The sequence below is a fragment of the Streptomyces sp. NPDC048637 genome (genome assembly GCF_040650675.1).
GTDB lineage: Bacteria > Actinomycetota > Actinomycetes > Streptomycetales > Streptomycetaceae > Streptomyces.
In genome coordinates this window covers 227733-241645 of the sequence record NZ_JBEZHQ010000001.1, presented here as the reverse complement: position 1 = coordinate 241645, position 13913 = coordinate 227733, and the positions used below count along the sequence as shown (strand labels likewise).

14 protein-coding genes are annotated in these 13913 nt (G+C 70.3%); 7 read left to right on the top strand and 7 right to left on the bottom strand.

All coding sequences use genetic code 11. The annotated features are described in order from the left end of the window. Positions 1-68: 68 nt before the first annotated feature. The 7 genes from AB0C46_RS01205 to AB0C46_RS01175 all read right to left on the bottom strand — a co-directional run bounded on the left by AB0C46_RS01205 (position 69) and on the right by AB0C46_RS01175 (position 7602). On the bottom strand, positions 69-1298 hold the full coding sequence (locus AB0C46_RS01205) for a beta-ketoacyl-[acyl-carrier-protein] synthase family protein (RefSeq protein WP_362824740.1): 1230 nt from the start codon (positions 1296-1298) through the stop codon (positions 69-71). After that, positions 1298-1561, bottom strand: a complete 264-nt coding sequence (locus AB0C46_RS01200) for an acyl carrier protein (protein ID WP_362824738.1) — start codon at positions 1559-1561, stop codon at positions 1298-1300. The genes AB0C46_RS01205 and AB0C46_RS01200 overlap by 1 nt, the downstream gene beginning before the upstream one ends. A 446-nt stretch (positions 1562-2007) precedes the next feature. Then, the gene (locus AB0C46_RS01195; RefSeq protein ID WP_362824736.1) at positions 2008-3621 is read right to left on the bottom strand and encodes an MFS transporter; all 1614 of its coding nucleotides are present in this window, start codon (positions 3619-3621) and stop codon (positions 2008-2010) included. Then, positions 3618-4445, bottom strand: a complete 828-nt coding sequence (locus tag AB0C46_RS01190; protein WP_362824734.1) for an alpha/beta fold hydrolase — start codon at positions 4443-4445, stop codon at positions 3618-3620. The genes AB0C46_RS01195 and AB0C46_RS01190 overlap by 4 nt, the downstream gene beginning before the upstream one ends. A 401-nt stretch (positions 4446-4846) precedes the next feature. Continuing rightward, positions 4847-6085 (bottom strand): MFS transporter, encoded by a 1239-nt coding sequence (locus tag AB0C46_RS01185; protein ID WP_362824733.1) that lies wholly within the window; start codon positions 6083-6085, stop codon positions 4847-4849. Between the two features lie 439 nt (positions 6086-6524). Next, positions 6525-6758 carry a hypothetical protein gene (locus AB0C46_RS01180; RefSeq protein WP_362824732.1) on the bottom strand — a complete coding sequence of 78 codons (234 nt, stop codon included), beginning with the start codon at positions 6756-6758 and terminating at the stop codon, positions 6525-6527. Between the two features lie 346 nt (positions 6759-7104). Next, a complete protein-coding gene (locus tag AB0C46_RS01175) occupies positions 7105-7602 on the bottom strand; it encodes a hypothetical protein (RefSeq protein ID WP_362824730.1) in 498 nt (165 codons plus the stop codon). A 412-nt stretch (positions 7603-8014) separates the two neighbouring features. Here AB0C46_RS01175 and AB0C46_RS01170 point away from each other — a divergent pair, with 412 nt between their 5' ends. The 7 genes from AB0C46_RS01170 to AB0C46_RS01140 all read left to right on the top strand — a co-directional run bounded on the left by AB0C46_RS01170 (position 8015) and on the right by AB0C46_RS01140 (position 13838). Beyond that, entirely contained in the window at positions 8015-8419 is a 405-nt protein-coding gene (locus AB0C46_RS01170) for a VOC family protein (RefSeq protein WP_362824729.1), read from the top strand. 339 nt (positions 8420-8758) lie between these two features. Further along, on the top strand, positions 8759-9259 hold the full coding sequence (locus AB0C46_RS01165; RefSeq protein ID WP_362824728.1) for a hypothetical protein: 501 nt from the start codon (positions 8759-8761) through the stop codon (positions 9257-9259). Between the two features lie 338 nt (positions 9260-9597). Next, on the top strand, positions 9598-10050 hold the full coding sequence (locus tag AB0C46_RS01160) for a hypothetical protein (protein WP_362824727.1): 453 nt from the start codon (positions 9598-9600) through the stop codon (positions 10048-10050). After that, a complete protein-coding gene (locus tag AB0C46_RS01155; RefSeq protein ID WP_362824726.1) occupies positions 10050-10352 on the top strand; it encodes a transcriptional regulator in 303 nt (100 codons plus the stop codon). Before AB0C46_RS01160 ends, AB0C46_RS01155 begins: the two co-directional genes overlap by 1 nt. A gap of 339 nt (positions 10353-10691) precedes the next feature. Then, positions 10692-11240, top strand: coding sequence for a hypothetical protein (locus tag AB0C46_RS01150; protein ID WP_362824725.1), 549 nt, complete (start codon positions 10692-10694; stop codon positions 11238-11240). 225 nt (positions 11241-11465) lie between these two features. Continuing rightward, the gene (locus tag AB0C46_RS01145) at positions 11466-12749 is read left to right on the top strand and encodes a PQQ-binding-like beta-propeller repeat protein (protein ID WP_362824724.1); all 1284 of its coding nucleotides are present in this window, start codon (positions 11466-11468) and stop codon (positions 12747-12749) included. Between the two features lie 330 nt (positions 12750-13079). Then, a complete protein-coding gene (locus AB0C46_RS01140; RefSeq protein WP_362824723.1) occupies positions 13080-13838 on the top strand; it encodes a DeoR/GlpR family DNA-binding transcription regulator in 759 nt (252 codons plus the stop codon). Positions 13839-13913 lie beyond the last annotated feature (75 nt).

Below are 13913 nucleotides of genomic sequence, written 5' to 3'. Positions count from 1 at the left end.
CCGTCGGCGACGCGCGGCGGGCGCGCCGTGGGGGTGGCACGGCGGCCGTGCGCGGCCCGGCCCGCGGGTCAGGCGGACCGGAAGACGAGGGCGGCGTTCTGGCCGCCGAAGCCGAAGGACGTGCTGGCGGCGGCGGACAGGGGTGTGCTGCGAGGAGCTTTGGCCACGATGTCCAGGTCGATATCGAGGTCGGGGTCCTCGTGGTTGGCAGTGGGCGGGATGGTGTCCTGCTGGAGGCTCATGACCGTGACGGCCGCTTCGATGGCGCCCGCCGCGCCGATGGCGTGGCCGAGCGCGCCTTTGAGGGAGGTGACGGCGGGAGGCTGGGGGAAGACGGTGTGCAGGGCCCTGGCTTCGGCCAGGTCGTTCAGGCGGGTTCCGGTGCCGTGCGCGTTGATGTGGTCGATGTCCCGGGGCGCCAGCCCGGCGTCGGCCAGGGCCGCGGTGAGGGCGGCAGCGGCGCCCCGGCCCTCGGGGTCGGGGGCGGCGTAGTGGAAGGCGTCGCAGCTCGCCCCGTAACCGACCAGCTCCGCGCGCGGGCTCACCCCGCGGGCGCGGGCGTGCTCAGGGCGTTCCAGCACCAGGACGGCGGCGCCTTCGGAGAGGACGAAACCGTCGCGTGCGGCGTCGAACGGTCGGCCGGCGCCCGCGGGGTCCTCCGTACGCCGGGACAGCGCGCCCATGCGGTGGAAGCAGGCCGCGGGGATGGGGTGGCGGGCGGATTCCGCGCCGCCGGCCAGCACGATGTCGCAGCTTCCGGCACGCAGCAGGTCCCGGGCGATGCCGAGGGCACTGCTGCCGGAGGCGCAGGCGGTGGAGACCGCGAAGTTGGGCCCGGTGGCCGTCAGGTCCAGCGCGATTTCGGCGGCTGCCATGTTGGGCACGCTGCGGGTGATGGCGAGGGGCGAGATGTCCAGCGGGCGGCCGGCCGCGAGCTTGGCGAACTCGGTGACATAACGTTCCATGCTTCCGGTGCCCGTGCCCATGACCACTCCGACGCGCGCGGCATCCCACTCGGCGGGGCTGAGACCGGCGTCGGCGACGGCGTGCCGGGCCGCGAGGAGGGCCATGGCGACGAATCGGTCCAGCCGCCAGGCGGCTTTCCGGCCGACCAGGCGTGCGGTGTCGAAGTCGGGCACCTGACAGGAGATGTCCACCGGCAGTCCCACGAGCCCCGGATCCCGGGTGGCGGTGGACCGGCCGGTGAGCAGCGCGTCCCAGGTTGCCCGTGCGCCGATCCCGGCCGGGCTGATGACGCCCAGCCCGGTGACGGCAACCTCACGGCACTGACCGGGCATCAGCTGGTGCTGTTCGGCGCGGTGGTCAGGGCCTTGTCGGCCGTACTGCTGTCCATCAGCGCGGCGAGTTCGCCGATGGTCGTCTCCAGCGGAACGTCGTCCAGGGAGACCCCGGTGCGCTCCTGCAGCATCAGGCCCATCTCGACGAGCGCGAGGGAGTCCAGGCCCAGGTCCTCGAAGGTGCGCTCGGGCGTGACCTCGGCCGGGTCGAGGTCGAAGGTTTTGGTGAGGGTGCTGGTGATCAGCTCTGCACTGGTGGGCACGGGTGACTCCTTCGGTTGGGGTGGTGGTGCCGGCCGCCGTGGGCGGGGCGCTGTCCGGGGGCTAGGGGGTGTCTCTCCGAACTCCGTGGAGCAACCTGCGGCGTCTGGTGCCGTACATCGCAAGGCGGAGCGTCTCCCTCGGACTGAGTGTCCGTGGGCGGTGCGGCAACGCCGCGAGGTGCGATGGCAGGCGTCGCAGGCCCACGGAGAGCGGAGAGACACCCCCTAGGCGTCGCTGCGGACAGGCTCCGCGGATCCGCGCGGCAGGAGCCCGGGGCACCGTGGGATGTGCTGGTGCGGACGGGGCGTTCATCGTGGCTCCAGGCGGGCGGGGGCGGCCAGGCACCGGGGGCCGGTGCGCAGGGGTCGGTCTCGCGCTCTACTGTCGCCGACCGTGCCCCCGGGCCATGGTCATGAAGGCACCTCTGAACGAGTGACTTATCGCTCTATAGCGCCGGACGCTCTTCTTCCCTGGGCACCGGCTGCGGTCCACGGAGCCGGGCACGGCCGTCAGACGGCGCACCGTGGGGACGGTCCGGCCGGCCGAGCCAGCGTGCGGCGGCCGCGGCGGTGAGCAGGGTGACGACTCCGGCGACGACAGCGGTCAGCGTCATGGCGTCCGTGAAGGCTCTGCGCGCGGCGGCCAGCACGCTGTTGCGCAGCGGGCCGGGCAGGCGCATGGCCTGTGCGGGTACGGACAGCATGCTGTGCCGGGCCGCCGCGGCCACCGGCGCCGGGGCATGCAGATCGATGAGCGAGGCGGAGAGCCGGGAGGTGAAGACGGCCGCGAGCAGGGAGCCCTGGACCGCCACCCCGAGGGCGGAGCCGACCTGGCGGGTGGCGTCATTGATGGCGGAGCCGAGTCCGGCTCGTTCGGTGGCGACCGAGCCCATCACCGATTCGGTGGCCGCTGCCGCCACCAGTCCGGCGCCGACGCCCGCCACCAACTGGAAGGCCGCGCAGTGCGGGTAGTCGGAGTCCGGGGTGGTGGTCGCCAGGATGGCGAAGCCGGCGGTCACCAGGGCCAGGCCGCCCACGACGGGGACCCGGCCGCCCAGCCGTGCCCGTACCGGCACGGCGCACACCGCGCCGAGGGCCAGTCCGGCCGGCAGCGGCAGCGTCCGCACTCCGGCCTGCCAGGGGCTGAAGCCCAGCACCCCCTGGAGGTAGAGGGTCAGCACGAACAGCGCCCCGAACATGGCGAAGGACATCAGCGCCAGGGCCGCCGCGGCCACCCCGATGGCCGGCACCCGCAGCAGGGACAACGGGAGCATGGGTGCGGGCGCGTGCAGCTGCCGGCGGACGAAGGCGGCCAGCAGCAGCGCGGCGGCGGCGAATCCGGTCAGGGCGGCCGGGCTGGTCCACCCGCGGTGCGGGCTTTCGGTGATCGACCACACCAGGACCAGCAGCCCCGCGGCGGACAGGGCGGCACCGGGCACATCGAAGCCGGCCCGCCGCCGCGCATGGGACTCGGGTACCAGGAGCAGGGCCAGGACGATGATGACGGCGGCCAGGGGCAGATTGATCCAGAAGGCGGCGCGCCAGGAGAAGTGCTCCACCAGCCAGCCGCCGATGACCGGACCGCACAGGCCGCCCATGCCGCCGACCGCGGCCCATGCGGCGATCGCCCGGCTGCGCAACTGGGCTTCGGGAAAAAGATGGTGGATGACCGCCAGGGTCGCCGGCATCAGCAACGCGGCCCCGGCCCCCATCGTGCAGCGCGCGGCGATCACCTGCCACGGCTCCGCGGCCACCGCGCCGCCCAGCGAGGCGCCCGCGCAGACCGCCACACCGCAGACGAAGGAACGCCGTCGGCCCCAGGCGTCGGTGAAGGCTCCCACGGCCAGCACCGTTCCGCCCAGGACCAGGGCGTAGCCGTCGACGATCCACTGGACCTGCGCGGTGGAGGTGTCGAGGCCGCCCTGCAGGTCGGGTACCGCGACATTGAGGACCGTCAGATCCAGGCCGAGCATGAACAGGCCCAGGCACACCACGGCGGCCGCTCCCACGCGGCGCACGGGTGCGGCGACCGGCGTGCGGGCCGGCGCGGCGGCCGTCATGCCGTCGCCACGGGGCGGTCGAGGGCGGCGTCGACGGTGCCGGCGAGGGTGTGGGCGAGGTGACCGACCAGTGCTTTCGTCTCCGTCTGCAGATAGGTGTGCCCGCCGGGGAAGAGCTGTGTCGGGGCCGGTGTGGTGACCAGGTCGTTCCATGCCTGGAGTTCCTGCACGCTGGTGACGGGGTCGTGTTCACCGCCGTAGAGGGCCAACGGCACGTCGAGGGGCGGCTCGGGGCGGTGCCGGTAGTGCAGGAGCAGCAGACAGTCGGCCAGCAGCGGGGTGCAGGCCGCGGCCATCAGGCGGGCGTCGGCGAGCAGTTGGTCGGGGATCGGGCCGACGAGTTCGCGGATGCCTTCCAGCCCGGCGGTCAGCCGCGGCGGCAGGCCCGCGCTGTAGGCGTCAAGATGCGGTGCCGACAGCGAGGACAGCGCCAGCAGCGAGGGCAGCCGGCCGTGGGTGCGCCGCAGATGGCGGGTCGCCTCGTAGGCCAGCAGCGCGCCCGCGCTGTGTCCGAAGACCGCGAACGGACGGGGGTCGGTCCAGTCGTCGAGTACCGCGGCGAGCCGGGCGCTCAGATACGCGGGGTCGGTCAGCGAGGGTTCCGCGGCGCGCGTGCCACGGCCGGGCAGCGCCACGGAACACGGCTCGACCCAGGGCGGCAGCAGCGGCGCCCAGCGCAGATAGCAGTCCGGACCGGCCCCGGCGGGCGGCACACAATACAAGCGCAGCGCCGCCTGCGGACGGGCAGCCAGCACGACACGCTCCGGCACCGCCGACGCCGCCACCGTCACCGACGTCGACTCTTCTGTGAAACCGACACCCACGACACACGCCCTTCGCCTCGCGCTCCACTGGTTCGGGCTCCGCCCTTGCCACGGCCGGCCGCCCCGAACGGGCCGCGTGCAGCCGTCGTGCCCGGGGCGTCCCGGCCGAGCGGCCTGCCGGCCGACGGGGCCCGGGGACCTCCGGCCGGGCACAGGACCGGTGCCCACGCCGACCCTGCCCTCCCCCGCCCTCTCACTCCACACACCACGCAAGGCGCCGCCCCCCTCTGACACCAACGGCGGCAGCTACGGCAATCGAGCGGCCGGGAGGGGCAGTCAGCGAGGGGCGGGGACACGGGACATGGCCGGGCCGGGCGCCGTCGGGTCCTCGTCCAGGGCGCTTTCGGACGGTCCGGAAGGCACGGTGGCCGTATCCCACCGCGCCTGACGGGGCCTCCGCATCAGCGGCCGTCGGCACCGCCCTCCAACGCGCGGGGCGCGGCACCTGCCTCGGGATGCGGGTGGGCGTATGCGCTCCGCGCGGGCGTCGCTTCCCGGGGTTCGAGCAGGCGCGCCGTACCGGCGGCCACGGCGCAGAAGGCCATGGGGAGGAGGAACGTGAGATGGAGCGGGACCAGGTGGGTCAGTGGTCCGATGACGGTGGGTCCGGCGAGCATGCCGAGGTAGCCGAGGCCGGCCACCCGGGAGACATTGGCTCCGGCGGCGTCCTGGTCCGCGTGGCCCGCGGCGCTGAACAGCTGCGGAATGCAGCCGGAGAGCCCGGCCCCGAAGACCGCCCAGCCGCCGAGGGCGAGCGGAATCCACGGGGAGAGCACCACCGTTGTCAGCCCCAGGGCGGCCAGCGAGGCGCCGTAACGCAGGACGGCGACCGGGCCGATGCGCGCGGCCACCCGGTCGGTGAGCAGACGTCCGACGGTCATGGCGGTGGCAAAGGCCCCGTAGGCGAAGGCGGCGGTGGCGGGAGGCGCGTCGAGCACCTCGCGCAGAGCGAGCACGCTCCAGTCGTTGGCGACCCCTTCGCAGAGCATCAGCATCATCGCGAGCGCCGCCAGTGCCCAGATGCGAGGGGGCGTGCGCGGGGCCGCGCCGCGTGCTGCCGCGGGGTTCCCGGCGCGGGCGGATTCGGGCGGCAGCAGCGCGGGGGCGGCGAAGGCGCTGATGACCAGTCCGAAGAGGCTTGTCGCCGCGAGCGTCGCCGCCGCGCTCCAGCCGAGGCTGAGGGTTCTGGCACCGACCAGCGCCGCGAAGACGCCGCCTATCGAGAAGACGGCGTGGAAGGCGGACATCACGGGGCGGCGGTAGCCGCGCTCGACCTGCACGGCATGGGTGTTCATGCTGACGTCCAGACAGCCGTTGCCGAAACCGAGCACCAGCAGAGCCGCACCCAGGGTCCAGCCGTCGGTGGCCAGCCCTGGAAGGGGCGCGGCCAGGCTGCACAACGCCGCGCTCGCCGGGACCACTCGCCGGGCCCCGAAGCGGTCGGTGAGCCGCCCCACCAGCTGCATACCGACGAACGCGCCGCCCCCGAGAAGCAGCAGCAGCCAGCCGAGCACCGCGTGCCCGATACCGGCGCGGTGCTCCACGGAGGGGATGTGCACGATCCACATCCCCATGACGAAACCGTTGAGGCCGAAGAAGGCGAAGGTGGCCAGTCGGCCGGCTCGCAGTGATCTCTCCATGCAAGCGAACGTACCAAACATGATTCATGTTCGTAAGATGACTTTTCGAGCATGGATGGTGTTCGATCGGCGATGCGCGAGGGGGAGCGCAGCCCTACCGCACCCCCGATGCCAGTTCCTCAAGAGCCGCGAACGTGCCGACCCGAGCCGCACGCCGCCGAAGCTCCGCCAAACCCCGCCGACAGACGGCACTTTGCCCGCCTCGGACCCTCCGGGCCGCCTACACCTGCACCCGCCCCCGCACCGCGCTGCACTGCACTTCGCTGCGCTGCACCGCACTGCACTGCACTGCACTGCACGACTCAGCTACAGGTGGGCGCACCGGCATGCTGCCGTCGCCTGCAGCGCTCACGGCTGTGACGTCCGCCGAGTCGGTGGCGTACCAAAAACGAGCCGTTGACCGTGACGAGGTCTCGTGCGCACTCACGCGGCCCGATGACTACGAGGTGTACGTGCAGCCTTGCCCGCCGTAATACCACTCGTACTGGCCCATCACCCACGGGTCCGCCGTGATCGTGAAGGTGCCGCGCGGGGCGGGACAGTGGAACGTCGTGGTGACGGTGTCACGACTCGGCGGGGACCCCGGCAACGCGGTGGCCGCAGAGGCGATGCCGGCGCCTCCGGCGCCGAACAGTGCGGTGAGGAACGCTATCGCGATGATCTTCTTCATCATGTCTCCCAGTTCCATCGCGTGCGGGAACTGCCTCTGAGGACGATACACGCAACCACCCAATTCGGAACAAGAGGGAATTTCGCCCGATGTCCGGGAACGGCGGATAGGCCCGGCCAGCCCGGCCGTCGCGGCCGGCCCCCACTCCAGCCAGATCTGACCAGCGCACTGGAGCGATGTGGAGGTTCTCGTCGACCCAGCTGCGCAGAGTCTGCGGCGCCGCGATACGAGGCATCGCCCGGCGGGGAGTACGCAGAAGGAAATTCGATGAAGAACGCCGCGTGTTACCAGCAGCGGCGAACTTCCAGACAGCCAGTGATGGCGATCCCGGCGGGCGCCGCAGCAGGCGTCATCCAGTGAAGGTCCACAGCGGATCAATCGGGCGGATGCCACGGACCCAGGAGCGGTGAATCATGGGCAGACATGCCTGAATACAGCACGCGTCCGGGTCGCTCTCTTCCTCCGGCGCTATGGACCAGTTCATGGCCGGTGGCCGCTCCCCGGCAAGAAATCCGAAGTACGTCTCGTTCCAGGAGAAGTACAAGCTTCGCAGCACCAACTCGTCCGGAACATCCAGATCCAGGACAACGACTCCCCTGTCGAAGTCGTAGTCGCTGAGCAGCAACCGGGCCGTCTCCAGCACCCGGATATCGCGGGTGTCCGGCTCAGCCCACGCCCACACCGGCGGCCGGCCTTCACAGTCGATCCCCCGCCGCAGCATTTCGGCGACCATCACCTCGTAAGCGGGGCGCGCTGACGGCTCCACACGGTCCCACTCACCGACCAGTCGACCGGTCTTCTCCAGTACCCCGGCGACGGCACAGTGCTGCGCTGTCCACAACTGCATGCCGTGACCCTGCCATACACCGGCAAACCCGCAAACTCGCCGCCAGAAGCCTTTGACGCACCGCTCCACGGTGCGCCGCGAGATGCCCAGGAGCTGCGCGCGGTCCAACTGACCTGACTTCCGCCGTCGGCCGCCGGGCTTGTGGGGTCGCCAGGGTCGCGCACAGCGACCGCCTTGATGATGCGAGCACAAGGGGCTTGCCAGCCCGGACTGAGCCACGGTCCACTCACCTGGCTGGGAAGGAACCCCGCGGTCGACCCGTGCGGAGACACTGTTGCGTAACGCGGCACGGGCCGGCGCACCGGCCGGACCCCGCAGCCGGCCGACTACGACCACGACTTCCCGGCCTTGATCTGCGGGCCGCCGCCGACCTCCCGCTCTGCGGGGAGGGACACGAACCCAAGGAGAATCTGTGAGCCTTTCCCTGCGAGCCGTAGTCATCAAGTCGCCGGATCCGGTGGTACTGGGGGCCTTTTGGAGCGCCGCCCTGGAATCGTCGATCGACTCGGGCACAGACGGCGTGGTCGTCAGGTTCGGTCAGCACTGGGAACAGTTTCTCTACATCGTCGAAGGCATCGTGCCAGAAAGCCGCAAGAAGGATCCATTCATGTATATGGCAGCCGCGGGCGCAACCCTGGACGAGGAAATGGATCGACTTGCTTCCCTGGGAGCCGTTGCCATCAAGAGGAAGTGGAACGTCGACGAAGAGCTCAACATCGGATTCGTGCTGATGGCTGACCCGGATGGGAACTGCTTTGAGGTCCACTCCAGTGATGAGGAGGTTCGGGCCGCGGAGCGGATCCTGGAATCTTGGTAAAGCCCGTCGCCGCGGCCTGCCCTGAGACCGACCGCGCGACTGACCCAGTGAGCAACCGTCAGCGGCAGAAGAGCATCACACGGTTACTGCTGAACACGTGCAGGTTCTGGTGCCCCTTATAGACCATGGCCAGAGAGCCAGCGGTCACGAATTCCTGCTTGCTGACATTATCGGCACAATTGCAGCTGCTTGACGCCGTCGCACACCGGGTATCGCAGGTGCATGCAGGCATGGAGAGAGGCCGTGTGGACAGGACCCTGGTGGGAGGCATTTCTGCGGGGCGTGGTGAGGCGGACGCTGGCGGGAGATGAGCCGCAGCCGTGGTGGATGCCTCGGCGCGTGCTGACCGTGGTGTCGGCCGATGTCGACGGTGCTGCCGGTGTCGGGGCGATCTGGATCGTGCGGCGTCCGAAGTCACGGCGGGTGCGTGAGCACACTGAGCTCGTTGAGTGGTATGGCGAGCAGTGGCGGCACGTGGGGGGCGGCAGCGGCCCCGGAGACGACCCTGTTGACGTCGATGTGCTCGACATATGCAACGGCGGTGGCGCAGTCAGCCTCACCCGCAGCCTGGACCTTCCGCACTCCATCACCGCGGCCCCATGGATCGGTTACGTCAAAGTGTGCCTCGGGCGGGACGTGGGTCACGTTCTCATCGGCGCCCGCCGGATCGTGGCTCCCGAGCAGCGCAGGCTCATCGCTGTGTGGAAGTCCCCCCGTATCAGCCGCAGAGTCCGTCCCGTCATCGTGGCTCTGGGACGCGATGGCACCGAACTCTCCCGTTTTGGCCCCCATGACACCCTGGACACGCATACCTGGGCGCGATTGGGAGAAGAGCTATAGCCGGCCTGCTTCCTGGGTCTCTGCCGTGCCGGCCGTCCTGACTTCCCCAGCCGTTCACCCGGCGAGGGTGAGGTTGTGCAGGCGAGCGATCCCGAGCATGGCGTGCACGTGCGACAGCAGCCATCACACGGCCACCAGTACGCCGTTCATCCGCCGCGCCCCGGGCCAGCTCTGCCCCCGCCCGGCTGCACTACCGGCCATTCGCCCGGCGCCCGGGCGGGCGTGAACTTCCGTCAGAGCGTGCACAACGACGCCGACCACCTTCTTTCCCCAAAGGAAAGTAGGTGGTACTTTCCTTGCAAGAAAGTACTCGGATGGCCAACTGATCGGGGACGCCCATGACCGCTTACGATGCCCAGACTGCGCTCGATGCCATACGCCACCACCAAGAGCAGACCCGTAACGAGTACGTGCGCCATGTCTCCTCCGGCGCCTACGGGCTCATCGCGGCACTGGCCGTGTTCGCCGTGGGATCGTCCGTCGATCTGCCGAGGCCTTGGAATCTCGTCGCCATGCTGGCGGGGGACGTCCTGATCGTGGGCGGGCTGGTCATGCAGTACCGCCAGGCCCGCGTGCGCAGGAAGCACTCCCCCGCCGAGGTGCTGCTCACGGTGTGGCTGGCGGCAGTTGTGATCGCGATCTTCATTGCGGCATTGATCGCCGGCCGCCTGATCGATCTGTCGATTCCCTCCGTGCCCGCCGCGGCGGTAGCCGCCCTGGCGACGCTGGTGGCCAATTATGCGACCCGTCCGATCGTCAAGAAGATCACCAAGAGGAACAACCAGGGCTGATGGACCCGGACTTCGATGAATTCCTGCACGTTCAGGCGCGGCTGTCGGTCGTCGCGCTGCTGGCTCCGGCCGACTGGGTGGAATTCGGCTTCGTGCGCGACACCGTAGGCACCAGCGACTCAGCCCTGTCCAAACAGGCCGCTGCGTTGGCGGACGCCGGCTACGTGGAGGTACGCAAAACACGGAACCGTACGGGCCGCCACACCCACCTCCGGCTCACTACCCACGGGCGGCAGGCTTTTCAACGGCACGCCTCGGCGCTGGAGAGGATCGTGGCGGCAGCACGCGGATCAGAGGCGTGAGCAACCGAGGCTTCAGCGGTCGTGATCCGGCGCGATCCCCGTGCACTGGGTGCGCACGGCGACAGCACTACCCCTGACCTGTCGTCGTCAGCCGTCAGCCGTCGGACGGAGCGTCGGTGAACTCGTTCAGAAGGCGAGGCCCATTGCTGCGTACGTCGCTGAACGCGGTGGAGACGGCGCCGGCGTCCAGGTGCAGGTCCTGCGGTCGGGTCTGTGAGCCAGGGGCTGCCCGCAGGCCGCGAGACCAGCCTCAGGCGGACGGTTACGGCTTCCGTTGCTGCAGCCGCTTGCCCTGGCCTCCGTGGCACAGTTGCCATCACCAGCAAAGGGGTGAGGGACATGAAGACCGAAACGCTGATCGCTGCCATATCCGCAGCCATCGCCTTTGGTGCCGCGGCCCTCGCCTTTGGTGCCGCGGCCCTCGCCCTCTGGACAGCCCGTGGCGCCAGCCGCAAAGACGGCTACGAACTTGCCCGGGGCCTCTACCGCGAACTCACCTCACCCGAAACCGCAGCCCACCGCAGCGCCTTGGAGTTCTACCGGAGAGCGGCACGCCGCACCCAGCGCGAAACAGAAGCCGTCCTGGACCACTACTTCGCCCTGCTCTGGGCCTTCGAGCATGTGCGCGCCGGCCGGCAAAGCCTGGACCAACAACGCCGCATCAACGGCACCAAACCCGTCGTGGACTACCTGGACTCCGCAATCTCCTGGCACGTTCAAGAGTGGTCCACCCGCTGGACACACCTCCGACAGCTCATCCAGGAACATGTACCGGAGCTCGACGACCGGCACTCCATCAGCACCTTCTGCGAACTCGCCGACGAAGTGCTTGGGTCAACGGGCACCATCGACGCCCTGCGAGCGGAAGTCAACGCAGACCGAGCCTGAGCCCCTCGCCGAACGCTGAACCTGCCGCAGAGGGGCCCCGGTCCATGCCGAGCGCCGTACGCATCGTGCCCTGCGCTCCGCGCCGGCGGGTTCGGCCTGGCCGATAGCGGCTGCCACGAGCACAGATCCCGATCCGGCCAAATCCGCGGAGCGGCTGAACACCGGGGACGCCGCACGTAAGTTCTGCAGGGCGACCAGGCCCTGGACAATGGAGGAACACCTCGAATGCGCTCGATCCTGAAGACCGCCGCGGCACTGTCGGCCACCGCCACGCTGGTGCTGGTGGCCGGGTGCGGCGGGTCCGCGGAGCCAGGGGCCGACTACAAATCGAAGTCGAAGAAGCCGGCTGCCGGCACTCCCCCGCGCAAGAGCTACGACCCGCCGCAGAAGTTCGCGGCGAAGGGCGTCGCGCTCCCCGAGGCCGCCGGCCGCGGAAGCATCACCAGGGACGGGACGGTCGCCAGGCCCCTGCCGCTCGCGCTTCACGGCACGAGTGCCTACATCGCGGCCGCCGACTGCCTCCAGGTCCTCGACACCGGCACGGGCAAGACGACGGCAACCGTACGTCCTCGCCGCAAGCCGGTCGCCGAGTCCGACGCCGCGTCCGACGCCGAGCCCGGCGCCCCGGTCCTGACCCAGGACGGCGAGCTGATGCTCGTACCCTTCCTGGTCGAATTCCCGGGAAAGGGCACCACACCCAGCCGGGTCGGCATCGAACTGGACGCGGTGGACACCAGGACCGAAAAGATCGCCTGGACGGTGGATCTGGACGACCTGCCCAGCTGGGACGGCGAACACGACACCCTGGCCCGTGTGGTCGCCGCCACGAAGAGCACCGCCGTGGTCAGCACATACGGCGGACACGCCGTCACCTATGCGGTCGACCTCGGCACCCGCAAGACCGCATGGCGCAAGGAACACGTGGGCACGGCCGCCGTCATCGGCGACACCGCCGTGTCCGTCACCAGCAAGGACAGCGTCCGGCAGCAGGTCATCGGCCTCGACATCAACCACGACGGCAAGCAGATCTGGAAGAAGCTGGACGGGTACGAGCTGACCGCGCATCCCGCCGGCCCGCACCTGATCGCCATCACCGGCAACGACTACACCAGCGGCGACGCCTTCTCCACCATGCTGACGGCGGACGGGAGCAAGGCCGCTGACCTCTCCGGCGACCTGTCCGAGCTCACCTGCCGTTACGACGACGCCTCGGTCCTCATCTGCCAGACCGGGGAGCCCCGCACGCTCGCGCTGAACGCCACGACCGGCAAGCAGCTGTGGACCCTCCCGGAGAAGGGCACCAATCGGATCGCCCCCACCGTGACAGCCGCCTGGCACGGAGTGGTCTACGGCACGACCGGCAACGGCCCCGTCGCCCTGGACGCCAAGACCGGCGCCGACCGCAGCACCTCCCCCGGCGCCGCCCCGGTCGCCGTCAATGAGTACACCGGCGTTGCCCTCGATCAGGCCGACCACCGCACCCTGATCGCGCATCCCGCCACCGGCTGACCGCCCGATCCATCAGTGAGGGGGCCGGCAATGCCGGGCCGCCCCTCAGGCGTTCCCCACTCCTCATCAGCAAGGAGGCGCGGTCTTCGGCGCTCACGCGATCGGCGCTGTCAGGCAGTCAGGATCGACGGCCGAGCGGTACGCACCGCTCGGCCGCCCCACGCGCAGGAGCAGCCCTGAGACCGGAGGCGGAGCAGGTGGCCAGTCAGTCACTCAGTCACTCAGTCAGTCGGCCGGTTCCCGCAGGGATGTCTCAGGTAAGCGCACGCAGCAAACATGATTCGTGTTCTTAAGGTGGATTTTCGAGCATTGGTGGTGTTCGATAGGGGCATGGTGAGCACAGATCGACTGGGGCAGATCGCTGAGGCCGTGCGGGAGGCCGGGCAGCTGAGTGTCGCGGAACTGGCCGGACTCACCGGCGCCTCGGAGATGACCATCCGCCGCGACCTGGAACTGCTGTCCGGCCAGGGCGTCCTGGAGCGTTACCGGGGCGGGGCCCGAAGCCTGCTGCTGCGAGGGGAGGAACCCCCGTTCACCCTGCGGGTACAGGAGGGGCTGGAGGCCAAGCGCCGGCTCGCCGCCGAGGTCGCGGAGCTGATCGCCGACGGCGAGTCCGTCGTGATCGACAGCGGCACCACCTGCCTGGAGGTGGCCCGCGCCCTTGTGCACCGTCGCCTCACCGTCATGCCGTTGTCGCTGCACGCCGCCAACGCCCTCACCGGCGCACCCCATCTGCAACTCCTGCTGCCCGGCGGCGCACCACGCCCCGTCGAGCTGGCCCTCACCGGCCCCTTGGCGGAGGCCTCACTGGGCGCGCTGCGCTTCGACACCGCCGTCCTCGGCTGCTGCGGGCTGAACACCGCGAACGGGCTGACCGCCTACGACCTGGCCGACGCCGCGGTCAAGCGCGCCTCGATCGCCTCGGCGCACCGCGTCATCGCCGTCGCCGAGGCCGCCAAGTTCACCCGGACCGCCCTCGCCCATGTCACGGGGGTGTCCACACTGGACGCCGTCGTCACGGAGGAATCGGCCCCGGCCGAGGAGCTCGACGCGCTGGCCGCGGCGCAGGTGACCGTGCGACAGGTATGAGTGTGCAGAGGGGGTGACTCCGCGTCCGGTGCGCCGCACCGTGCCGCCTCCGCCCCCTACCCCTGATACCTGAGA

Coding starts and splice junctions, on each gene's coding strand:
- AB0C46_RS01205 (WP_362824740.1), bottom strand. CDS start 1,298: ATGCCCGGTCAGTGCCGTGAGGTTGCCGTCACCGGGCTGGGCGTCATC.
- AB0C46_RS01195 (WP_362824736.1), bottom strand. CDS start 3,621: ATGACGGCCGCCGCGCCGGCCCGCACGCCGGTCGCCGCACCCGTGCGC.
- AB0C46_RS01185 (WP_362824733.1), bottom strand. CDS start 6,085: ATGGAGAGATCACTGCGAGCCGGCCGACTGGCCACCTTCGCCTTCTTC.
- AB0C46_RS01180 (WP_362824732.1), bottom strand. CDS start 6,758: ATGATGAAGAAGATCATCGCGATAGCGTTCCTCACCGCACTGTTCGGC.
- AB0C46_RS01175 (WP_362824730.1), bottom strand. CDS start 7,602: ATGCAGTTGTGGACAGCGCAGCACTGTGCCGTCGCCGGGGTACTGGAG.
- AB0C46_RS01160 (WP_362824727.1), top strand. CDS start 9,598: ATGACCGCTTACGATGCCCAGACTGCGCTCGATGCCATACGCCACCAC.
- AB0C46_RS01155 (WP_362824726.1), top strand. CDS start 10,050: ATGGACCCGGACTTCGATGAATTCCTGCACGTTCAGGCGCGGCTGTCG.
- AB0C46_RS01150 (WP_362824725.1), top strand. CDS start 10,692: ATGAAGACCGAAACGCTGATCGCTGCCATATCCGCAGCCATCGCCTTT.
- AB0C46_RS01145 (WP_362824724.1), top strand. CDS start 11,466: ATGCGCTCGATCCTGAAGACCGCCGCGGCACTGTCGGCCACCGCCACG.
- AB0C46_RS01140 (WP_362824723.1), top strand. CDS start 13,080: ATGGTGAGCACAGATCGACTGGGGCAGATCGCTGAGGCCGTGCGGGAG.